This is a genomic window from Halohasta litchfieldiae, assembly GCF_002788215.1.
Lineage (GTDB): Archaea > Halobacteriota > Halobacteria > Halobacteriales > Haloferacaceae > Halohasta > Halohasta litchfieldiae.
Genome location: NZ_CP024845.1, coordinates 2,514,280 through 2,534,611, shown reverse-complemented (window position 1 = coordinate 2,534,611; position 20,332 = coordinate 2,514,280). Strand labels below are relative to the sequence as shown.

At 57.8% G+C, this 20,332-nt stretch carries 20 protein-coding genes and 2 pseudogenes; 14 read left to right on the top strand and 8 right to left on the bottom strand.

Translation table 11 applies throughout. From position 1 onward, the window contains the following. Positions 1-141 precede the first annotated feature (141 nt). Positions 142-336, top strand: a complete 195-nt coding sequence (locus tag HALTADL_RS12780) for a 30S ribosomal protein S17e (protein ID WP_089671147.1) — start codon at positions 142-144, stop codon at positions 334-336. Between the two features lie 32 nt (positions 337-368). Here HALTADL_RS12780 and HALTADL_RS12775 read toward each other — a convergent pair whose 3' ends face one another. Both HALTADL_RS12775 and HALTADL_RS12770 read right to left on the bottom strand, forming a co-directional pair. After that, positions 369-1,745 (bottom strand): dihydroorotase, encoded by a 1,377-nt coding sequence (locus tag HALTADL_RS12775; RefSeq protein ID WP_089671121.1) that lies wholly within the window; start codon positions 1,743-1,745, stop codon positions 369-371. A gap of 344 nt (positions 1,746-2,089) precedes the next feature. Next, complete coding sequence (locus HALTADL_RS12770) at positions 2,090-3,460, bottom strand: uracil-xanthine permease family protein (RefSeq protein WP_089671120.1); 1,371 nt, start codon at positions 3,458-3,460, stop codon at positions 2,090-2,092. 243 nt (positions 3,461-3,703) lie between these two features. Between HALTADL_RS12770 and uraD the strand changes: the two genes are divergently transcribed. The 6 genes from uraD (at position 3,704) to HALTADL_RS12740 (ending at position 8,859) form a co-directional block, all read left to right on the top strand. Beyond that, on the top strand, positions 3,704-4,207 hold the full coding sequence (gene uraD, locus HALTADL_RS12765; protein ID WP_089671119.1) for a 2-oxo-4-hydroxy-4-carboxy-5-ureidoimidazoline decarboxylase: 504 nt from the start codon (positions 3,704-3,706) through the stop codon (positions 4,205-4,207). 327 nt (positions 4,208-4,534) lie between these two features. Further along, positions 4,535-5,503, top strand: a complete 969-nt coding sequence (pucL, locus tag HALTADL_RS12760) for a factor-independent urate hydroxylase (RefSeq protein WP_245708359.1) — start codon at positions 4,535-4,537, stop codon at positions 5,501-5,503. Then, entirely contained in the window at positions 5,500-5,850 is a 351-nt protein-coding gene (gene uraH / locus HALTADL_RS12755; protein ID WP_089671118.1) for a hydroxyisourate hydrolase, read from the top strand. The genes pucL and uraH overlap by 4 nt, the downstream gene beginning before the upstream one ends. Before the next feature lie 108 nt (positions 5,851-5,958). Beyond that, on the top strand, positions 5,959-7,230 hold the full coding sequence (locus HALTADL_RS12750) for a Zn-dependent hydrolase (protein ID WP_089671117.1): 1,272 nt from the start codon (positions 5,959-5,961) through the stop codon (positions 7,228-7,230). Positions 7,231-7,380: 150 nt separating this feature from the next. Further along, positions 7,381-7,767: a DUF3830 family protein gene (locus HALTADL_RS12745; protein ID WP_394327350.1), complete on the top strand. Its 387-nt coding sequence runs from the start codon at positions 7,381-7,383 to the stop codon at positions 7,765-7,767. A 144-nt stretch (positions 7,768-7,911) separates the two neighbouring features. Beyond that, the gene (locus HALTADL_RS12740; protein ID WP_089671115.1) at positions 7,912-8,859 is read left to right on the top strand and encodes an AEC family transporter; all 948 of its coding nucleotides are present in this window, start codon (positions 7,912-7,914) and stop codon (positions 8,857-8,859) included. 295 nt (positions 8,860-9,154) lie between these two features. On the opposite strand, the pseudogene HALTADL_RS12735 reads toward HALTADL_RS12740, so the two are convergent. Next, positions 9,155-9,849 (bottom strand): annotated as a pseudogene (locus HALTADL_RS12735) (IS6 family transposase). 189 nt (positions 9,850-10,038) lie between these two features. Between HALTADL_RS12735 and HALTADL_RS18115 the strand changes: the two are divergent. The 3 genes from HALTADL_RS18115 (at position 10,039) to HALTADL_RS12720 (ending at position 12,817) form a co-directional block, all read left to right on the top strand. After that, on the top strand, positions 10,039-10,449 hold the full coding sequence (locus tag HALTADL_RS18115) for a hypothetical protein (RefSeq protein WP_162551729.1): 411 nt from the start codon (positions 10,039-10,041) through the stop codon (positions 10,447-10,449). A gap of 177 nt (positions 10,450-10,626) precedes the next feature. Then, entirely contained in the window at positions 10,627-11,082 is a 456-nt protein-coding gene (locus HALTADL_RS12725; RefSeq protein WP_089671113.1) for a hypothetical protein, read from the top strand. 169 nt (positions 11,083-11,251) lie between these two features. Beyond that, entirely contained in the window at positions 11,252-12,817 is a 1,566-nt protein-coding gene (locus HALTADL_RS12720; protein WP_089671112.1) for a hypothetical protein, read from the top strand. A gap of 143 nt (positions 12,818-12,960) precedes the next feature. Here HALTADL_RS12720 and HALTADL_RS12715 read toward each other — a convergent pair whose 3' ends face one another. The 3 genes from HALTADL_RS12715 to HALTADL_RS12705 form a co-directional block, all read right to left on the bottom strand. Continuing rightward, positions 12,961-14,067, bottom strand: a complete 1,107-nt coding sequence (locus tag HALTADL_RS12715) for an NADH:flavin oxidoreductase (protein ID WP_089671111.1) — start codon at positions 14,065-14,067, stop codon at positions 12,961-12,963. A 359-nt stretch (positions 14,068-14,426) separates the two neighbouring features. After that, entirely contained in the window at positions 14,427-14,783 is a 357-nt protein-coding gene (locus tag HALTADL_RS12710; protein ID WP_089671110.1) for a DsrE family protein, read from the bottom strand. 95 nt (positions 14,784-14,878) lie between these two features. After that, a complete protein-coding gene (locus HALTADL_RS12705; RefSeq protein WP_143054113.1) occupies positions 14,879-15,361 on the bottom strand; it encodes a hypothetical protein in 483 nt (160 codons plus the stop codon). Positions 15,362-15,452: 91 nt separating this feature from the next. On the opposite strand from HALTADL_RS12705, the pseudogene HALTADL_RS12700 reads away from it, so the two are divergent. Next, a pseudogene (locus tag HALTADL_RS12700) lies at positions 15,453-15,932 on the top strand (patatin-like phospholipase family protein); the annotation flags it as partial. Between the two features lie 49 nt (positions 15,933-15,981). Here the strand turns inward: HALTADL_RS12700 and HALTADL_RS12695 are convergent. Next, the gene (locus HALTADL_RS12695) at positions 15,982-16,446 is read right to left on the bottom strand and encodes a DUF63 family protein (protein WP_162551728.1); all 465 of its coding nucleotides are present in this window, start codon (positions 16,444-16,446) and stop codon (positions 15,982-15,984) included. Positions 16,447-16,547: 101 nt separating this feature from the next. Here HALTADL_RS12695 and HALTADL_RS12690 point away from each other — a divergent pair, with 101 nt between their 5' ends. From HALTADL_RS12690 to HALTADL_RS12680, 3 genes are all read left to right on the top strand, one after another. Then, positions 16,548-17,069 carry a redoxin domain-containing protein gene (locus HALTADL_RS12690; RefSeq protein WP_089671107.1) on the top strand — a complete coding sequence of 174 codons (522 nt, stop codon included), beginning with the start codon at positions 16,548-16,550 and terminating at the stop codon, positions 17,067-17,069. Positions 17,070-17,132: 63 nt separating this feature from the next. Beyond that, complete coding sequence (locus HALTADL_RS12685; protein ID WP_245708358.1) at positions 17,133-17,420, top strand: hypothetical protein; 288 nt, start codon at positions 17,133-17,135, stop codon at positions 17,418-17,420. 159 nt (positions 17,421-17,579) lie between these two features. Then, complete coding sequence (locus tag HALTADL_RS12680; protein ID WP_089671106.1) at positions 17,580-18,263, top strand: haloacid dehalogenase type II; 684 nt, start codon at positions 17,580-17,582, stop codon at positions 18,261-18,263. Here HALTADL_RS12680 and HALTADL_RS12675 read toward each other — a convergent pair. Then, positions 18,252-20,192, bottom strand: a complete 1,941-nt coding sequence (locus tag HALTADL_RS12675) for a glycoside hydrolase family 15 protein (RefSeq protein WP_089671105.1) — start codon at positions 20,190-20,192, stop codon at positions 18,252-18,254. The two genes, HALTADL_RS12680 and HALTADL_RS12675, sit on opposite strands and share 12 nt — an antisense overlap. Positions 20,193-20,332: the final 140 nt, after the last annotated feature.

The following is a 20,332-nucleotide window of genomic DNA, read 5'->3' as shown; positions in this document are numbered from 1 at the left end:
GGACGGGCTGAAAAGTGTCACCCCTGCAACAGTGCCACAGGTCGGCCACACACGCCACTCACACATACTGGGTGTCTGTCATCGTCCGTAGTTCGAATGGTCCGCGAAAGAACTATTCGTCAGGTCGGTCGATTGGGTGGCATGACACTGAACGCCGAAGAGATCATTAACATCGGTGATACCCTTCTCCAGCGGCATCCGGATGGCTTCACCGACAGCTTCGAGACGAACCGTCATCGCGTGTCGACCCTGACTGACGTCGAGTCGCGGCGGGTCCGGAACCGGATTGCAGGCTACATTACCAGACAACAACAGAGCCGGTCCCAACAGGTCTAGACCGGGGGATTTCGCCGCGGTTTTGGCTTTGCTTACTGATCCCAATCAGGAACGACACGACTGAGGAACTGTCCGTGTCCCGGTTCGGCAACGATCTCACCGCTGTCGGCGACCAGTGTACCGCGGACGAACGTTTTTTTCACTCGTCCAGTCACTTCACGGCCATCGTAGATCGAATAGTCCGCATTCGAGTGGTTCTGGGCTGCGTTGATCGTATAGGTCTCGCCGGGATCGAACACCACGAGATCGGCGTCGGCACCCGGTTCGATCCGCCCCTTTGAGGGGAGTCCGAACGTGCGGGCTGGCGTAGTACACATGAGCCGGACAAGCGAGGGATACGAGAGGCCGCGCCGATTCACGGCTTCGTCGTGGAAGACCGGCAGGCTTGTCTGGAGGCTGTTGACGCCGAAGGCGCTCTCCCACCAAGGGCCGCCCTCTTTTCGGCTGGTGGGGAGTGCGACGTGGTCGGTCGAGACAACCGAAAGCGTCCCGTCGCGGAATCGGTCGAACAATGCGTTGATATCGTCCTGCGTCCGCAGCGGCGGTGCCATGATCGCGCGGTTTCCAAGGCGGCCGTAGGTGGAGTCGTCGAGCGCGGTATAGTGTGTACACGTTTCGGCCCTGACGTTCGAACCGTCAGTTCGGACCGAGGCGATAGCATCGGCTGCTGCCTTTGAGGTCGTGTGGACGCCGTAATACTTCGCGTCGGCCGCGACGGCGAGTCGAGCAGCCGCTCCAGCCGCCATCGCCTCGGCGTAGTCCGGCCGCGACTGGGGGTAGGCCGATGTCGACTCGCCCGAAGGGTCCGATTTTACCGCCTTCGTCCGCTCGGTGCACACGGAGTAGTCTTCGGTGTGAACCATGCCGACCGCACCGAGTTCGGCGAGTCGGTCGAACACCTCGCCGATGAACCCGTTGGAGAGCCGGATGTCGTCAGTCGTGAACATCTTAAACGAGGTGACCCCCGCCTCAACGAGCGCTGGGAATTCGTCGAGTACTTCGGGCGTCTCCTGAGTAATCACGGGGTGTTGCCCACAGTCGATCAGCGGGAATGCGCCGTCTTTGTGGCGTTCGACAGCTCCCCAGAGGGTCCCGTCTTCGTCCCACTCGCCGTCATCCCATCCCTGCCATGCGAACGTTAGGAGGCTGGTGACGCCACCCACGGCGGCCGCTGCGGTCCCTGTTTCGTAGGAGTCGATCGAGTTATACCCCGCGAGGTGAGTGTGGGGGTCGACTACTCCCGGGAGTACGAGGTTACCGCCAACGTCGATTCGTCGGTCAGCCGTCGGCAGCGCCCGTTCGTCGCCGACGCCGACGATCGTTCCGTCGTCGATACCGACAGTTGCATCAAACATCGAGTCTGCAGTTACAACTGTGCCGCTGGTGATGAGCGTCTCTATCGGTGCCATTACCGATCGTTCTCGCATAGGCTGGGGAAATCGTTCATCCGAATTTTGAGTCGGGACAATCTCTTAGTTGTGTCCAGACGAGTAGTTGATGCGGGTATAGTGCGATCAAGCCTCTTCGGTTGTGTATAGCCGATAGAATCGAACTGCCAATCTATGAGGCTGTTTTGGTGATTAGCGTTCATTGTGAGATATCCCATGCTACGTGTATTTATAACCTGAAATTGCCACACAGACACCGAACGTCTGCACATGCCGTCTGATGTGTCCGACTGATCCGACCGCGGGTCGACTGCCGGACCACGCAACAAATTACTGTACTCTCAGTGGTCGGTTGATGTGCTGGATCAGTCGTCGTCTGTTGGTTTCAGAGTCGACGAAACGGGGTCAGCAGAATCAAACAACGGACTGGAACTGCCGGGAACAAACGTATTCAGTAGTAATGCTCCGAGACCCGTCATAATAACCGGCTCCCCGAAGAGCGTCTGTGCCCCAGCAGGTAGCCCCGAAAGTGCATCAGGAACAGTTGCGATACCCAGCCCGAGACCGAGTGAGGTCGCAATAATAACCATGTTGCGCCGGTTCATCTCGATATTTAAAAAGAGCAGGCGCATACCGCTTGCAGCAACCATCCCGACCATTACTAATACGGCTCCACCAAACACCGACGCAGGGATTGTCGTCACAATGGCCCCGAATTTAGGAATGAGTCCGAGCCCAACGAGAATGAAGCCTCCGATACCGACAATGTGTCGACTCATCACGCCAGTAAAGTTGATAATGCCAACGTTCTGTGAGAACGAAGTCTGTGGGAACGATCCGAAGATGGCCCCGATAGCACTGATGAATCCGTCCGCGAAGATGCCACCACGGAATTCTGTTTTGGTTGGATTCCGGCCTTCTGCGGCGGTAATACCGGACATATCTCCGATTGTTTCCATCCCTGACACTAAGAAAAGAAACATGAACGTAAGGAGTGGGATTGCCTCAAAGCTAAATCCAAACCGTCCTGGCGTCGGCACGGCGACCCATGCAGCCTCGTACACCGGTGTGAAGTCAACGACGCCGAAAGCGACTGCAGTAATGTAACCAACACTGATTCCGACAATGATACTTAGTATGCGCCAGATACCAGTTAAAAACAGATTAAAAAGGACCGCAATGGCGAGAACTAACGAGGCAAGTCCGAGGTTTTGCATTGAGCCGAAGTCTGCAGCTCCAACGCCACCTGCAGAGTACTCCATGCCGACCGGAATGAGATACAGACCGATGATAATCACAATCAGGCCGGTGACGAGTGGAGGGAAAAACGATTCGAGTCGGTTAAACTGCCAACCGAGGAGGAAGGGAACCACAAAGGCTGCAATCAGAATTGAACCGAAGACGACGTCCAGGCCGGAACTTGCGCCAATCGAGCTCATCGCACCGACGAAGGCAAAACTCGTTCCCATTACGATCGGTAGCTTGGCACCAATAGGTCCGACGGTATAGGCCTGAACGAGGGTTGCAACTCCTGCAAAGAGGATGGCCATCTGTACCAAAAACGTTGTATCGCTAGCCCCTAGCCCAGCAGCCCCCGCAACAATGAATGCGACCGCAGTTGAGGGGACAATCATAACTGACACATGTTGTAATCCAAGGAGTATTGATTTCGGAAGCGGAGGCTTTTCTTCAATACCGTAGTTGATTCTAATCTCATCACCGCTATTATTGGACATGATTCGTAAGTGAAAGAGAGGTGACTAAACTTAAAATTTTTTCTCGACAAGATATATGCCAAATATAGTTCCAAAATCTACGACAGAGGGTAGTAACAGCAGTTGGGATTAGTTCAATTAGAATATGTTGTGTCGGTATCGGCCTGAACAACAGTGATCAACAGAACCGAACTACCTGTGTGAATTGTGTGTCGGTAATAGGGAGGAGTAATTTAACTAACGGCCGGATAGAATGCCGAGAGGATGGCTGAACTCACAGTCCAAGCCCTCAATGGGATGGACAAGACATCATTCGTCGATACCCTAGAAAGTGTATATGAAACATCTCCTTGGGTAGCCGAGCGAGCCGCTTCGGACCGACCGTTCGACTCTATCGAGGCCGTCCACGAGAGCATGAGACAGGCTGTACAGAACGCCTCACACGACAACCAGCTCGAACTGTTACAGGCCCACCCTGACCTCGGAGAGCAAACCGAAATGACCGACGCCTCGCGCGAGGAGCAGGCCTCGGCTGGCCTTGACCAACTCTCCCGAGAGCAGTACGAGGCGTTTCAGCGGCTGAACGAAACATACCGTGACACCTTCGGCTTCCCGTTCATCATGGCGGTGAAAGGTGCGTCTCCGGATGTGATTCAAGCGACAATGGAGGACCGAGTCGACAATTCGGAGTCCAAAGAGTTCCAGACAGCCTTAGACGAAGTACACGAGATCGCACGGTTGCGGCTCGACGAACTACTGACATCGTAACGGCCTCCGGATGTGTGGTGTGTGGCACACGTCTGCAGGCACGTCCAACGGCTCGTTCTCTGATATTCGAAATTAGAGGTCGTAAAACCGGAACCAACGGGTTTCGGAACTGAGGACAAGCGGCCAAAGCCGAACACATATTTTAGTTTTCTGTATGTTGTGTCACCAATCATCGGACGATTGTTGATATTTTGCCAGTGAAAAGATACTTTATATAGCCAGTGGCAGTGAGAGGTGAACGATGCGAGAGTTAGGAAATCGGGTAGACGGACTGTGGGATCAAGAACGAGAGGCTTCTAACGTTGTGTCAGGAGGAACGGCAACCCAATGAGCGAAAGTGAACTGTCAAACGCTGACGAGCGGACGATGAACTACGGCAAAGAGAAAGTCGCCGTCTATCGGACGTACGGGACCCCATTGGAGGACGTTCGGACGATTCCGGAGTCTGATTTCGATGGCCGAAACAACATACTGTTCGGATTAGAACTCCGTATGCAGGTCGAAGGCGAGGAGTTCCTGCCGTCGTTCAGCGATGGCGACAACAGTATGGTCGTTGCAACGGACTCGATGAAGAACTTTGTACTCCACCACGCGGGAGAGTACGACGGTGCGACAGTCGAGGGCTTCCTCCACTTCGTGGGGTCGCTGTTTCTGGAGACCTACTCGCAGGTGGATGCTGTACAGATGTCTGCCGACGAACTCCCCTTCGACGAGCAACCCGTTCCTGAAAACGATGCGTTCGAGGCCAGTGATCTCGTCTTCGGTGTCTCCCATGGCGAGTCGGCGTTCGGAGAACTCTATCTGACTCGGGGCGATGACGGATCAGCCATCGAGAACCATCGAAGCGGTGTCACCGGAATCGAACTCGTCAAAGTCAAAGATAATTCGTTCGTCGGCTACGTCGACGACGAGTATACGACCCTTCCAGAACGAGAGAATCGAACGCTCTACGTCGCGATGGATATCTTCTGGACATACGCCGATTCGGTCGACGCGCTCGGAGACGACCCACAGCGCTACGTTCCTGCCGAGCAGGTACGCGATATTGTACAGACCGTCTTCCACGAACTCGACGTAAACTCGATTCAAGAGCTGATCTATCAGACCGGGCTTCGGATTCTCGAACGCTACCCTCAACTCGAATCGGTCAGCTTTGAGGCGAACAATCGAACATGGATCAAAGAGCGCGACGATCTGGACGGGGACGGGAAGGTGCTGCGAGAACCGCCGCGACCGACCGGCTTCCAGCAGTTCTCGATGGACCGTAGCGACCTCGACGAGGAGGACACAGCATGAGTGCCGAACTAACAACACACGTCCTCGACACGGGCCGAGAGGGCCCTGCTGAAGGTGTCGAGGTGACACTACAGCGACTGGACGGCGACGGACCAGCCGAGACGATCGCTCAGGGAACTACCAACGATGATGGTCGACTCAATGAGCCGCTGTTGACCGAATCCCAAATGGAGGCCGGCACATATCAACTGCTCTTCGATGTTGGAGCCTACTATCGACAGGGGCCCTCGGGGTCGACGTTCTTGGAGACAGTCCCGGTCCGATTTGTTATCGACGATGCCAACGACCACTATCACGTCCCGCTGTTGTTGTCTCCCGGCGGGTACACAACCTATCGAGGAAGCTGAACCGTTGGCTCCTATGATACCTTTCAGACTCCGTGTCTGGTGTGTAAATATTAACAGATACCTAACCAATCGGCAGGCGATAGCCGCCGCAGACGAGGACGTCGACTGATGACCGAATCTCGGTTTCCGGTTGATGGTGACCGACTCCAGCAAGATATCGAGCGCAACGCACAGTTCGGCACTATCGCGACCGAAAACGGGCGCGGCCGAACGGTGCTGCCGGGGACCACGCCGAACCAGCAGGCCCGTGAAAGCCTCGTCGAGCGATTGATCTTTGCGGATCTGACCGTCGACACCGATGCTGTCGGCAATATCACCGGAACGTGGCTGCCCGAGGGGTGCGATCCCGAGGCTCCACCGGTTGCTGTTGGGAGTCACCTCGACTCCGTTCCGAACGGTGGCATCTTCGACGGCCCACTCGGAGTCTACGCGGCTCTCGAAGCCGTCCGGGCGCTCCAAGACGCCGACGTATCCACGACAAGACCGATCCAAGTCGTCTGTTTTACTGGTGAGGAGGGGACACGATTCGCTGACGGGGTGCTCGGATCGTCGGTTGCCGCTGGCCTGCTTGACATCGCCACGGCGCTCGAACTGTCGGACGGCACGGAGACGCTTCGTGAGGCGTTGGAGGATATCGGCTTCCACGGCGAGGGACGTCTCGACGCGACCGACTGGCACGCATGGCTGGAACTCCACGTCGAACAGAGCCAGCGGCTCGAACAGTTGGACGTTTCGGCTGGGGTCGTGACGACAATTAACGGGACTACGAGGCTCCACGGGACCATCGAAGGGACGCCAGAACACACCGGATCAACGTCGATGGCGGATCGAACGGACGCGCTTGCGGCCGCCAGTGAGTTTGTTCTCGCGGTCGAACAGGCGGCACAGGCTGCCGCTGAAACGGACCCAACGGCCGTCGCAACTGTCGGCGAACTCTCCGTTGATCCGGGTGCGGTCAACGTCGTCCCGGGCCAAGTCGAATTCAGCGTCGACATCCGTGCTGTCAATCAATCAGTGATCGATCGACTCGTCGACCGTGCCGAGTCGAAACTCGAAGCTCTCGAAGCCGACCGCGGCGTCGAGACAACGCTCGACTGCTCGTACGACGTGTCGCCCGCCGATATGGCACCAAGTTGTCGTGCTGCGTTACACGACGCAGGGGATGCTTTGGGTATCGAAACTGTCGACGTTCATTCGGGGGCAGGACATGATACAATGCAGATCGCCACCGCGACCGACGCAGGCTTGTTGTTTGCTCCATCTCGGGGTGGACATTCACACAACCCCCTCGAATGGACCGACTGGTGGGACTGTGCTGCTGCGACCGAAGTACTCACAGAAGCACTCTACTCACTCGCTACCAACGGTGCTGACACATGATATGTTACGAAACACAACCAATGAGACGATACCACAGCCACATTCGAACCATAGCGGAGACAGCACTGTTATCGACTACTCCTCGACTGGCCCCACAATGGACAGGAGAGTCGGACAGTGAGTGATCTCGAACTAGTTGTCGACGGAGACGTGTTATCATCGACGTTCCTGCCCGAGGCCGCTCCGGAATCGGTCGAGGCTGTGCGGGAACTGGCTCCCCTACATACCGAACTGATGCATGTTCGGTGGAGTGGTCACGCAACATGGATCAACATCGACGAGATCGATCTTCCGGAGATCCCACGTGAGAACCATACGGTCTATCCGTCCTATGGGGACCTGCTGTTGTACCCGGGGTACCGGAACGAACAGGAAATTCTCGTCCCGTGTGGACCGACCTGTTTCAAAAGCCCGGCCGGTGAACTCGCTGGCAATCATTTTGCAACACTCGAAACACCACGTGACGCGCTCGCTGCAATCGAAGAGCGAACACTGCAGGAGGGTGTGCTTGATGTGACGCTCCGAGTGGTCGACTAACGGATTCAGTTTTGTGTCAATGAGATTGTCACGGCAATTCCAAAACAAACGGACAAGACTGCAAGCATATATACCGCACATAGTTACAGGAAACAGAAGAGCAGGACCGAAACTATTGACTCCAATCCACTGCTCGTTTTAATTGTGTCACTGCTTTCAGTGTTAACTTCGGCCATTCTCCCTGTCGTTTCGGTTGCGGGTATTGGTATGATTCTCGGCTATACTCGTGATATCGAAGTCGACCCTCTTTCAACGATTACCATCTACGTGCTGACTCCAGCGCTGGTTTTCCATAGCCTAGTAACAACACCAATCAAGGGATCGACTGTTGCCCGATTGTTCACTGGTGTCGTGATCTTCACTGTCGTTGTTGTTGTGCTCGCAGTAGGAACCGGTCATTTGATCGGCGAGAAAGAGCCAATTCTTGGTGCGTTCGTGCTATCGACCAGCTTCGCCAATGCGGGCAACTACGGGATTCCACTCTCGGCGTTTGCCTTTGGTGCGGTCGGTCGAAGCACGGCTGTCCTCTATATCGCTGTCCAGTCGATTTTGATGTACACACTCGGAGTCTACATCGCCTCTCGTGGGCAGACCGGGTCAATACGAAGTGCTGTCGGCGCAGTGTTTCGTCTCCCGCTTGTGTATGCCGTCGTCGCCGCCGGAATCATCCGTGTATTTGAGATCGCACCACCGACCGATACCGCGCTCATGCAGACAATCAAACTCACCGGTGACGCGGCGATTCCTGTGATGTTGTTGTTGCTCGGTATTCAGCTTGCAGGCTCAACCGGGAAGGGGACTGTACAGCGAGTACTTCCGGCGACGACGCTAAAATTGCTAGTCGCCCCGATTATTGCTATCGGAGTTGCGTTAGCGCTCGGTCTCACTGGGACTGTCGGTCGTGTGTTTATCCTAGAGTGTGCAATGCCCGCAGCTATCACACCACTGATACTCACAATTGAGTTCGGTGACAAAAGTGTGGGTCTGTCAGCTGCCGACTACGTCAGCACGACGATTCTTGTTAGTACACTAGCTAGTACAGTAACGTTGACTGGGCTGATCTTGCTGCTCCAGTCCGGTACCGTACTGTAGGTGATCTCAGAGTATAGCATTGAATTGGTAGTCTGTACCAACAAGTTCATTCCGTATACATTGAGCAGAGCAATCTTCGAAGGTAGAACTGTCAAACATCAGTCTCGGTCGACAGTCTGTTAAATGTATTAAGCGAGGATCGTGGTGATTCAAATACGACTATACAAATTTTCGAGGGTCGAGTTACACGTTTTCGGGATGTGGATAGCTACAAATCACATCTTACCTGATAGATTCTTCTGAAATGCACTGTATAGTTAGCGATCTCCTCAGCTGGCGTCCGATTATCTAGTGATTAATGCGGTCGCTGGCGGTTATAATAATGTACAAACTGCGAACACCAGCGACGAACGCTCGACCGACTGCCCACCCACGAATTATGGAAGCGGTCGATCCTCATTTTGAGTGTCTGAAAACACTTTTCGATCAGGTTCCGGTCTGTATAATCACGCCGATGCTGAGTTCTAATCGAGCAAGGACAGTCTGATAGCCGAAGCCATCAACGAGAAACACGGCCTCGGAGAGGTCGTGTTTCTCGGAGAGTCCATGCAAAAACGCAGCAGCTGGATCGGTGCCGTGAGTTCCGAAGAGATCGACACCCAAAATCAACTTGGTGCCGAGGTTTATTGCAGCATATAACCAAGACCACTCGCCATTGATTTTGACAGCGGTCTCGTCTACAGCGACCCGCTTCGGCTGCGCCTCAGGCGGGTCGAGAACGCTGTCAGCTACTCGATGTACCCACTGAAAGATTGCCTGATGAGACCGTTGTACGCCGAATAGTCGGAGAACTGCTTGTGTCTCTCTAAGTGAACAGCCAGTCGCGTGGAGCCGGACGGCGAACGCCCTGACGGGCGTCCCCAGAAATCGAAGATTTCTGGTGTGCGAACGAGGCGTGTAGCGTCTCGTTAACGTCGCCGTCCGTTCTCGCTCCCAACATTCAAGATTTGCCATGTCCAACGTCTCTCTGAGCAGTTCTGGCGACAGCATAGACAACTCTAACCACGAACTGCTCACTTCTTAAACTGGCTTAACTAGACAGTGCTGTTTCGGAGGATAGGGTATCGAATAGCGACATCAACCGGTTTTCGGGATTTTTGTAGAGGTATTCAAAGGCCTAACGTGTTGATTACAAACAAACAGAGAGATTCTGATTCGGTTCGTACCACTCCATCCGATGTGGTTTCCGAAAGCCGGGAGGTCGACGAAAACCGGTTGTACAACTACCTAACGAGAGTCGCTCGTCTCACAGACGTTGCGATAATCGACGCCGATCTCCTCGGTGATAGCGTTGTTACACCGTATCAGCAGCAGGTCGAACTCGAACTCTGTCGACTCCTGTTGGACGGTTTGGAGTTCCTCATCGAGTTCTTCGCCAGCCTTTATCTGCTCGTCGTCGAGGAGTTCGCGCATCGGCTCGATAGTCTCCTAGCGGTACTCCTCGGCTGCGGCGGTGGGGTCGATCTTCCGAAAGGGGTACTCCCTAACAGGGAGACACCCGTCGACGTCTGGCGTGGGATAGAGATCAACGGGTCGACTGCATCGAGAGGGGGTGAGTCAATATCGGTTGTAAGATTTGGTGGGCGATAGGTCGAAATGGGGATGCTCCGTCGTAGAGTGTATGCGTTTCGATGTCAGTATTCAACCCTTGAGGGGTTGAGAAGTGATTGCAGCAGCGATCCTTGGACACCCACAGACACTCCTTGCGGTGGGACGAGAGGCCAGTACAGACAATATAGTTATTATATTGTAGGGAGACTGATACGCATGGACACGCGGTGGAACTCATTTGTCCGAAATATCATCCTATCTACAGGAATCCTTGTGGTGTTGTACGGTCTTCGAGCCGCAGCCCCACTTGGCACCCTTTTACTTGCGTTCAATCCAGTGCGTATTACTACAATACTGGGGCTAAATTACCCGGAGTCGTTCGATGCTGTGATTTTTATCATGGAAATATTTCTACTCGGTTTGGTCGGTACGACTGCTGCTCACCTCGTTCATAGATGGGCAACCGACACCCACCATGGCGGTTGGTATCTCGGCGTGGCTGGGGCCCTCAGTATACTCAGTGTCCACTGGATTAAATGGGCAATTCAATTCTTCGGTACGACCCATACCGATACAGAACCGCTTGTCATTACGGGTATTTCAGGGGTGATACTGCTTGTGCTGGCCGGGTGGTTCACTGGGATGTTCGCTGGCAGTGGTGCACAAAAGTGAACGGTAGACGACTGTGGAAGCTATACACGTTTACAGTTCAAGACCGACAGCGAGACGACAGTCACGAACGGCGTCGTGATCGTTACCACACAGGCCGATGATGTCTACCTTGAGCGAATCATAACGACGAACCGTACATTTATTGTTTCACGACCGACATCGGTAGACGATGTCGACTGCCCTCCGCAACGGCCTCCGGATCGCGTTGAACGAGCCGCGTGTCTTTGGCCTTGCGGGTAGTTCGATTCTGCTCGACATCCTCACTCGACTCGTCCTTGCCGGGACTGTCCATCCCGTACTGGCCGTCCTCTGGCCACCAGTCGTCGCACTCCCCCTACTTGGCGCGGGGGCACCGACAGTCAGGCGACTCGCGGACGATCCGGCGTCGACACCGCAGTGGGCCCTCGGTTCGACACTTCGGGAGATCGGCCCGCGACTCATCGTGGGTGCCGTCGTGGGCCACCTCTGTGCGATTGTACTCGGGACTTCGGCGTTCCTGATAGTCGACACTGCAGTCCGGATCCTGATGTATGCCATCGGATGGTCCGTTCCCGCAGGCCTCGTGTTTTTCCTGCCGCTTCCGGGAGTTGCGGCTGGAACGCTCCTCGCATGGGGACTGCTCGTGCCGACGGTCGCACAACTGGCCACCGGCCGCAGTCTCCGTGATGCTGCCGATGGGTCACTCCGGGCCCTCGCTGATCGTCGACGGACTGCGTACGCGCTGTCTTTGCACGGCGGGATCGTCTTCATTGTTGCTGCGACCGTCGGCATCTGTTTGCTCCTTGCGAACGAACAGTATGCGACCCAGGAGGCGGCATTCGTTGCGTTTGTAACTCTGATTGGGGTTGGTGTCGCAGTCCTGCTCGTCCTCGGTGTGTTCGCCTATCCGATTCACGTCGCCTTCGCGGCTACAGCCACGGACCGACCCCGGACAATCCCAGTCGGTCGGATCGCGATCGCTTGCCTCCTTGTCTCCGGATTGGTCATCGGTGCGAGTGCGATTCGCGTGACAGAGAGTCGTCCCATGCCAGCTACCACAGCATCAACGCCCCTGCCTGCTGACGGGACAGCTGCCTACGCAACGGCCATCGGACGGACAGCAGCCGTCGACCACCGACTAATCGTCGATCAAGCACGAGATGATGAGCGAATCATATATTCAGCCGTCGTTGAGCGGTCTTCACGACAGATCTTGGTCTCACAGCAGTCCAGGGATCGATCGTTTACCGGCTATGCCGACAGCGGCGTCGTGTATCGATTGCATGCCGATTCCTTCGGCCTCTTTTCGCTTGGCGAACGCCGGATAAACGACGATAGCGTTCGTTCTCTGCCGGGATATTGGGAGTTGAACAGTGGGTACGACATCACGGACGCGGTCGGTTTTGATCTCCCGGATCCACAGACTGGAAACTGGGAGACAATCCATGAAGAAAACGGGATACTGACGCTCGAACTCACCGATGACCAAGCGGTGTTCGACGCCGTACTACCGGTCGACAGCGAGACTATGAGCGCGGAGACGGCGTGGATACGGATGCGTGTCGACCGAGAGCGCGGTGTCGTCCTCGGCGGTCGTGCAGTCATCAACGGGACATATAATGAGTATAATGACAATCGAGTTTCTCGGGCGTACAACTATACCGTCAAAACCGGACGATCCGTAGATGTCCACCGACCGGACGTGCTTGGGTCACGTTCGGTTGGCGAGTGGACGTGGGATCTCTTTGCCTACTAAACGAACCGGTGGGAACAACTGATAGCCTCCTACGGCGAAAGCCATGCGGTCCGTTGTATGGCGATGTCTGGAACGAATCCGAGTGAACATCGAATTTGGATGGTACCCATGGCTTGGCCGTGGAATGATGTCATCCGGGACCGTCAATCGTCGCTGGGGATCTCGGCATCGCTAAGCGAGGCGTCGGGCTGGAAGACAATACTCGGGTCCAGATCATCGAGCGGTTCGCCTGCCCGAACCCGATTGGGCCAGTCGTGATTGGCGAGCGCCCCGGTTCCAAGTGTGATCAGGTCGGAGCCGTCTGCCAGCGCCTCCCGTGCGTTCTCCGGGTCCCCAAGGCTTCCGTTGGCGATCACGGCGACATCGTCGTCGACATACTCGATCGCCAGTTCGGCGAGCGTTCGGTCGGTATCCGGCACCTCCGGGGCGGTCGCGTCGCCGCCAGTGACGTGGACGTAGTCGGCACCGGCCTCCGAGAGCGCCTCGAACAGCACAGCGGCAGTTTCCTCGCCGTCAGGCCAAACCCGTTCCTCGTCGGTAACTGCCGCCTGAGAGGTACGCACGCCGACGACGAACGCATCGGGCGTCGCCTCGTCGATTGCGGCTGTCACCTCGGCGGGGAATCGCGCGCGGTTCGCCGGAGAGCCACCATACTCGTCGTCACGGTCGTTGACCAGCGGGTCGACGAACTCATGGAGGAGATAGCCGTTGGCCGCGTGGACCTCGATACCATCGAAGCCAGCATCAACCGCGCGTTTGGCGGACGCAACGAATCCCTCTTTCACCTCTGCGAGGCCGTCAGTATCGAGCGTGTCAGCTTCCGGGAACTCACCGGAGCCGCCGTAGAGCTCGGACATCTCGCCCGGCGGGCGGTAGACTGAGGGGGCGATCGAATCATAGCCATAGCGATTGCCCTGTGCTTGTGCGCCGGCGTGCATGAGTTGTGCGAAGATGGGGCTCCCCTCCTCGTGGACGGCGTCGACCACGCGCTCCCAAGCCGCCGCCTGCTCGTCGGTAGCGAGGCCGGGTTGGTTGGGGTAGCCTTGGCTGTGAGTTGCGTCCGGGTGGACGCCCTCAGTAATGAGGAACGAGAAACCACCGCGGGCGAAGGAAGCATAGTAGCGGGCCATCCGGTCGGTTGCATGGCCGTCGTCGGTTGCACTTGTACGCGTCATCGGCGCGAGCCCGATACGGTTGTCAAGAATATGATTATTTAGTTCAAATTCGTCGAAGAGTAGGTCATCAGTCATCGTAGTTTCGTATTGTGGTTGGAACCATAAGGAGTCGGCGAATTTCGTACTTGATCACATAACTCAATAGGATTACATTTCTCTGTCTGTGGGTTAGTCTTCGAGAGCTTCGATGCTCTCTTGAGCAGTTGAGTTGATCCGACCGAGACGGGGCCGCCAACCGCTCACCGTTCTCGGGAGCGACGGGGTCATCGACAGCCTCGGCGTCATCAGTTATCTCGAAGCCGTCGGTCATCGCCGACCACCCTGCTGTCCAATCGGTGCCACACGTCGACCGAGAGCACTCACGCTCTCCGATAGTATTCTGAACAGAAGGAAAATGGGAGGGTGTGTGGTGGGTGCCTCTGAGGCGAGTCAGGTTAGAACGTGATGACTTCGTAGCCGTCGGCGACGAACTCTCGGATACTGGGGTGGCCTTCGTACTCGTTGACGAGGGTCAGCCCGGCCTCGTCGACGGCCTCCTCGACGCCGAAGGCGCTGGCGCAGTAGTCGCAGACAACGGCCTCGTCACGGATCGCCAGATACAGCTCGTGGTAGTCGCTCTCGGCGTCGATAAGCTCCGGAATCCATTGCGTGCCGCCGCCATCGAAGACGACCGTGACCTCGTCGCCGTCGGTTTCGACGAACTCCTTGGCGGCTTCGAGCCCGTTTGCCAGTCGACCGTAATCGGCGTGCGATTCGTTACCCGTTAGGATGAAGATTGCTGCTTTTGCCACACATCCCTCTACCCTCCGAACCATCTTATATCGACGGCTGTTGTGTGTTTTCTTCACCAATCCGATCCGTGATAATCACGAACACACACGTTAGGTTATAAATGGGCAGATAAGCGATCATGCCACTCAGGAAATGTTGCTTCCCGAGCAGTGGTCGCCCCTTCGGCACCACCAGACTGCGGGAGCCCACAGGCCGCTGGCGGTCGCCAGGCACCGTAGGCGACCGCGAGGTTCAGCCCGACGAGCACTGCCAGCCCGAGGCCGATGGCGGCATTAAGGGGCGCAAACAGGTAGTCGACCACGCCGAGTTCAAGCAGCACAATCGGCTCGTACTGGAACGGTCCCATCGACTCGAAGAGCCGCGAGAAAGGCTGGTCGACGACCGAGATGCCGACCGATCCCGGCGTCACCGACTGCGCGAGATCACCCACCGCAACCGAGTACAGTAGGAGAGAACCGAGGACCGTCCCCACGAACACGGTTTGGCCGTCCCGGCGGGAGAGCACACCACCCACCCCCCGGCTCACCCGGCGCGCTGGCCGACCGAGCCGCCCTTTGAGACTGTTTTCAGTCGACATAGCTCATCCCCGGGTAGAACCCGCACCACGCGAAATGCATCGCGTCGAACGCGACCACGCGATCCAGCGGCAGCTCGGTGGCGTCGGCCGACTGGCCGTCGACGCTGTATTGGCCTCGGCGGCCGTCCCGGAGCTGTTCCGAGCCGTCGAGATCCACGGCCACCTCCACTGGGACGGTCTGTTCTCACAGAACCCGCCCGTCGACGACCTCATGGATCTCCCCGAGCGGAAACCAGAGGAGCTGTGGGTGATCCAGATCAATCCCCAGGAGTTCGATGGCGAGCCGACGACGAGCGAGGTTATCGCCGACCGTCGCAACGAACTGGCGGGCAACATCTCGCTGAATCAGGAACTGCGGTTCATCGAGACGGTCAACGAGTGGATCGAGACCGGCAAACTCCCGGCCGACGAGTTCACCAAAACCGAGATCCATCGGATCCAGATGGGCCAGCGGTTCCACTGCTCGACCAAGGTCGACCGGAGTGCGGCGTTTATTACAGATTTACAGCGACTTGGCGTGACACAGGCAAAGGAGTTCCTCACCGAGCGCGGATCGGACTACTCGCCGTAGGTGTGGAAGTCGACGGCCTCGAAGTGCTCGCCTAATCCGCACGACTATTTTATATCGCCACTTGAAGGCTGAGATTGTTCAGTGCCGGACCGAACCCGGCACCGAACGTGATTCCGAACAGCAGCCACCGTTCGGCGCGGCTGGCGTCGTCGGTCCGGGCGAGCAGCGTCACGATTCCGACTGCCAAGCCGCATTTGACGAGGACGAACAGCCACGTCGTGCCCAGCAGGTCGGTCAGTGGGAGTCGGGCCGTCGACTCGATGATGAGCCGCGAGAGAAACACCTCCTCGGTGAAGCCGAGCCGGTCGATCCCGACCAGTGTCGTGATCGCATCGAGCACCTGCCCGAAGATCACGAGCCCGCCAACCCACCCCGTCTGCTCGGTGACATCGGAGAGTCGGAGCCGCATGGCTGCCCAGAGACCCACGGTGAGGACCACCGCCGAGAGGGTCGACAGCAGTGGCCAAAACAAGCAAAAATCGGCCCCGAACACGGCGACAGGTAGACTCGCCACAGGAGTGGATCCGAGCCCAGTGTACAGAACCCTTGGCTGGTTTGGCCGCCGCGCCGCACAATCCCCGAACCCTTAGCCATGCTGTGGGCCTCCCTGTCTGTATGACCGCGATTCCCAACTTCGAGTTGCCGAACGTCGGCGCAGGTCCCGATCCATTCGATCTGGCAGCCGCTGCAACCGACGCGTCGACCGACGCCATCGTCCTGCTGTTCCAGCGGGACCACCACTGCCCGAAATGTCGACAGCAGGTTCAGGATATCGCCGCACGCTACGACGAGTTCGAAGCCCTCGACACGCTTGTCGTCTCGATCCTTCCGGAGTCCGTCGAGAATGCCGCCGAATGGCAAGCAGCCTACGATCTCCCCTACCCACTGCTGGCCGACGAATCGAAAGCCGTCGGCGACGAGTTCGACCAGCCGACGCGGTTCGGCGCGCTGGGTGGCCTCCACGACATGATCGGCCGGATGCCGTTTGCGATGGTCCTCGATGTCCGGGACGGCGAGCCGACGGCGATCTTCACTCATAAGGGGTCGATGCCTGCGGATCGGCCGTCGATTGACGACCTCTTAGAGAGCGTGCGGTCGCAGGTTTCCGAGACGCCAGCGGCTTCGGTCGACGACTAATACGGAGTTAACAACGACCAATGAATACGATCCGAGTCAGTCGTCGACGCTGGAGGGACACCCGTGAGTACTGACGGGACAGCGAACGAACAGGTCGACGAACGCGATGGAGGCGATCAGAACGATGGGGACGACGAATCGTTTCTCGGCGCACTGTCGATCATCGGCGCGATCAGCTTCTGCTGTATCGGCCTCGGCACCGTCGTCGGAACCGCCGCCCTCGCTGGCGGGCTGAGCGGGACGACCGTCGCCATCGGGGCCGCCAGTACCCGCGGGTCGATCATCAGCGGGCTGGTGACCGCGCTGACAGTCGTCAGCGTTGCGCTCGTCGCCCGCTGGTACTACAGTTAGTACAGTTAGGGATCGCGACTCGGCCGCAGCCGTCGATGACTGTCCCGAATACCACAGATATGAATCGTCTGCCTGAGTGGGGTACGCCGTCGTTACCAGAGCCGACCGACCACCTCGTCGGACACAACCGTTAGGACCACCGCGAGCCTCCGGTGAGCTATGTCATTCGACTCCGACCGCGTTTCGACAGTGACCTTTGATTCCTACAGCACGCTGGTCGACGTTGAGGCCGCCGAAGCGGCCCTTGCCGCCCGCGTGGCCGACCCGGAGCCAGTCTCGAAGCTCTGGCGGTCTCGCTCGCTGGCCTACACGTTCGTCGCAAATCAGCTCGACGCCTACCAGCCGTTTTACGAGATCAACCGCGACGCCCTCCAGTACGCGCTGGATGCCCACGGCGTCGACATCACGACCGACGAGCGCGACGAGATATTGGCCGTCTACCATGAACTGGACGTCTTCGACGACGTACGAGAAGGGATCAAACGCCTCCAGGAGGGTGGATACGACTGCTATGTCGTCTCGAATGGCAATCCAGAAATGCTCGATTCGATGGTCGACCACGCCGACATCGGCGATCTCATCGAAGACACGATCAGCGCTAACGAAATTCGGACGTTCAAACCGAACGCCGACCTCTATCGCCACGCCGCCGGACGAACCGACACGCCAATCGAAGAGATTGCCCACGTCACGGCGGGCTGGTTCGACGTGATGGGTGCGACCCACGCCGGGATGCAGGGCGTGTGGGTCGACCGAAAGGGATCGCCGTGGGAGACATTCGGCACCGATCCAGACCTCACAATCGAGACGTTCTACGAGCTGGCCGAGACGTTAGGTGTCTGAATGATTGTGATCACGAACCGCTTCGACGGTCGCGCCCGTCCCGAGTTCGATGCCGATGAGTTCCGTACCGGGGACGGCCATCCCCTTGGCGCGGCTCACGTGGAGGGCCGAGTTGATCAAGCCAATGTGGCTGAACGCCTGCGGGAAGTTGCCGAGCTGTTGGCCCGTCGACTCGGCGACCTCCTCGGCCAAAAGGCCGACCGGATTGACGTAGCCAATGAGTTCTTCGAGGCGGGTTTCGGCCGCTTCGACTCGCCCGGTTAGCGCGAGTGCGTCGACCAGCCAAAACGAACAGAGCAGAAACGTCCCCTCGCCGCCCGGCAGCCCATCGGGGCCGTCGTAGCGGTAGACGAGCCCGGTCTCGGAGGTCAGGCGGTCGTCGACCGCCTCGATTGTCGCCCGGACCCGTGGGTCGTCGAACGGAAGAAAGCCGACGAAAGGTATCATAAGGGTTGCCGCATCGAGCACGTCGTCTTCCTCGAAGGAGCGGACGAAATACGAGCCCGTCGGATCGAGCCCCTCGTCGAGGATCTCGGTACGGATCTCCTCGCGGTGTCGACGCCAGCGGTCGAGCGGGGCCGAAAATCCCTGCTGTTCGGCGAGGTCGACCGCCCGGTCGAGCGCGACCCAACACATCAGCTTCGAGAAAACGAAGTTGAGGGGCTCGCTTCGGACCTCCCAGATCCCCGAATCCGGTTCCTGCCAGATTTCGGTAACGTAGTCGACGATCTCACAGATCGCCTGCCAGTCGGTCTCGGCCAGTGTGATTCCCGAGCGTGTTGCTTCGAAGACGGCCAACAGGAGCTCGCCGTAGATGTCGAGTTGGCGCTGGTCGGCGGCCTCGTTGCCGATCCGGACCGGCTGGGAGTCCCGGTAGCCCGAGAGATGGCCCAAGGTCTGTTCGGCAAGTCCTGACTCGCCGTGGAGGCTATACAGGGGTTGAAGATCCGCCGGAGTGGTGGTCCGACACAGATCGAGAAACCACGAGAGATACTCGCGGGCCTCGGCGGTATGGCCGAGATTCGAGAGTGCCTGGACCGTGAAGGCGGCATCTCGAATCCAGTTGAATCGGTAATCCCAGTTGCGAACGCCGCCGATCTCCTCGGGCAGTGAGGTCGTCGGCGCGGCGGCAATCGCGCCAGTTTCGTCGTGGGTCAGCAGTTTGAGCACCAGCCCCGACCGGACGGCCAGGTCGTGCCACGGCCCGCCGAAGACACACTCGGCTTGGTTCCCACAGGAGTGGCTCCACTCGCGCCAGTAGTCGACTGTCTCGACGAGCGCCTGCTCGCAGGTCTCCGTTGTGGGAGCCACAGCCTCGCCGTAGCTCACACCGACCCACTCCTGCTGGCCCGCTGTGAGCGTGGCTGTGGCCGTCGCGTGGCTGGCCGCAGTGTCGATCTCGAACGGCTGGGCGGCGAACGTGGTCCAACAGCACAGCGGTGTTTCATCACCGGTTGCGTGAACTCCCTCGGTCGTGGCCGAGAGCGTGGGCTCCGTGCGGGCGAAATCGAATCGTGGCTCAAAGACGATACGGAGGTCGACATTCCCCTCCAGACAGTCGAGTTTTCGGAAGAGCGTTCGCTCGGAGATCTCCGACTCGCCGTCAGTCATCGGTGCCATGAAATCCGTGAGCCGGAGCGTCCCGCCCTCGGTTTGAAACGTTGTTTCGAGGACGTTCGTTCGCTCGCGATAGCGGTGGGTCGACTCGAAGGGGTCGACCGGCTGGATGGCAAAACAGCCGCCACCGCCGTCGAGCAGTCTGCTGAAGGCGCTCGATGATTCGAGATGTGGGATCGGAAACCAGTCGACCGATCCCCGGCGGCTCACGAGGGCGCAGGTTTCGAGGTTACCGACAACTCCGTAGTGTTCGATCGGTTCGAACGTCTTATTTGATGGATCGCGATTGGTTGGGTGATCGTACTGTGACATATGGTATCGCGGGATTCGCTACCTACTAGTCGTCCCACCGGTCAATCAAACCCGTTCGTTGCCATCGAGAGAGTCAGTCGGGTTTATAAAACGAGTCCGAGCCATGGTCGTCCTGCGTGTCCGGTCACTTGCAGTCACGG

Excerpts from the sequence above, each read along its gene's own strand:
- HALTADL_RS12780 (WP_089671147.1), top strand. The coding sequence starts at position 142 with ATGACACTGAACGCCGAAGAGATCATTAACATCGGTGATACCCTTCTC.
- HALTADL_RS12775 (WP_089671121.1), bottom strand. The coding sequence starts at position 1,745 with ATGGCACCGATAGAGACGCTCATCACCAGCGGCACAGTTGTAACTGCA.
- HALTADL_RS12770 (WP_089671120.1), bottom strand. The coding sequence starts at position 3,460 with ATGTCCAATAATAGCGGTGATGAGATTAGAATCAACTACGGTATTGAA.
- uraD (WP_089671119.1), top strand. The coding sequence starts at position 3,704 with ATGGCTGAACTCACAGTCCAAGCCCTCAATGGGATGGACAAGACATCA.
- pucL (WP_245708359.1), top strand. The coding sequence starts at position 4,535 with ATGAGCGAAAGTGAACTGTCAAACGCTGACGAGCGGACGATGAACTAC.
- uraH (WP_089671118.1), top strand. The coding sequence starts at position 5,500 with ATGAGTGCCGAACTAACAACACACGTCCTCGACACGGGCCGAGAGGGC.
- HALTADL_RS12750 (WP_089671117.1), top strand. The coding sequence starts at position 5,959 with ATGACCGAATCTCGGTTTCCGGTTGATGGTGACCGACTCCAGCAAGAT.
- HALTADL_RS12725 (WP_089671113.1), top strand. The coding sequence starts at position 10,627 with ATGGACACGCGGTGGAACTCATTTGTCCGAAATATCATCCTATCTACA.
- HALTADL_RS12720 (WP_089671112.1), top strand. The coding sequence starts at position 11,252 with ATGTCGACTGCCCTCCGCAACGGCCTCCGGATCGCGTTGAACGAGCCG.
- HALTADL_RS12715 (WP_089671111.1), bottom strand. The coding sequence starts at position 14,067 with ATGACTGATGACCTACTCTTCGACGAATTTGAACTAAATAATCATATT.
- HALTADL_RS12705 (WP_143054113.1), bottom strand. The coding sequence starts at position 15,361 with ATGTCGACTGAAAACAGTCTCAAAGGGCGGCTCGGTCGGCCAGCGCGC.
- HALTADL_RS12690 (WP_089671107.1), top strand. The coding sequence starts at position 16,548 with ATGACCGCGATTCCCAACTTCGAGTTGCCGAACGTCGGCGCAGGTCCC.
- HALTADL_RS12680 (WP_089671106.1), top strand. The coding sequence starts at position 17,580 with ATGTCATTCGACTCCGACCGCGTTTCGACAGTGACCTTTGATTCCTAC.
- HALTADL_RS12675 (WP_089671105.1), bottom strand. The coding sequence starts at position 20,192 with ATGTCACAGTACGATCACCCAACCAATCGCGATCCATCAAATAAGACG.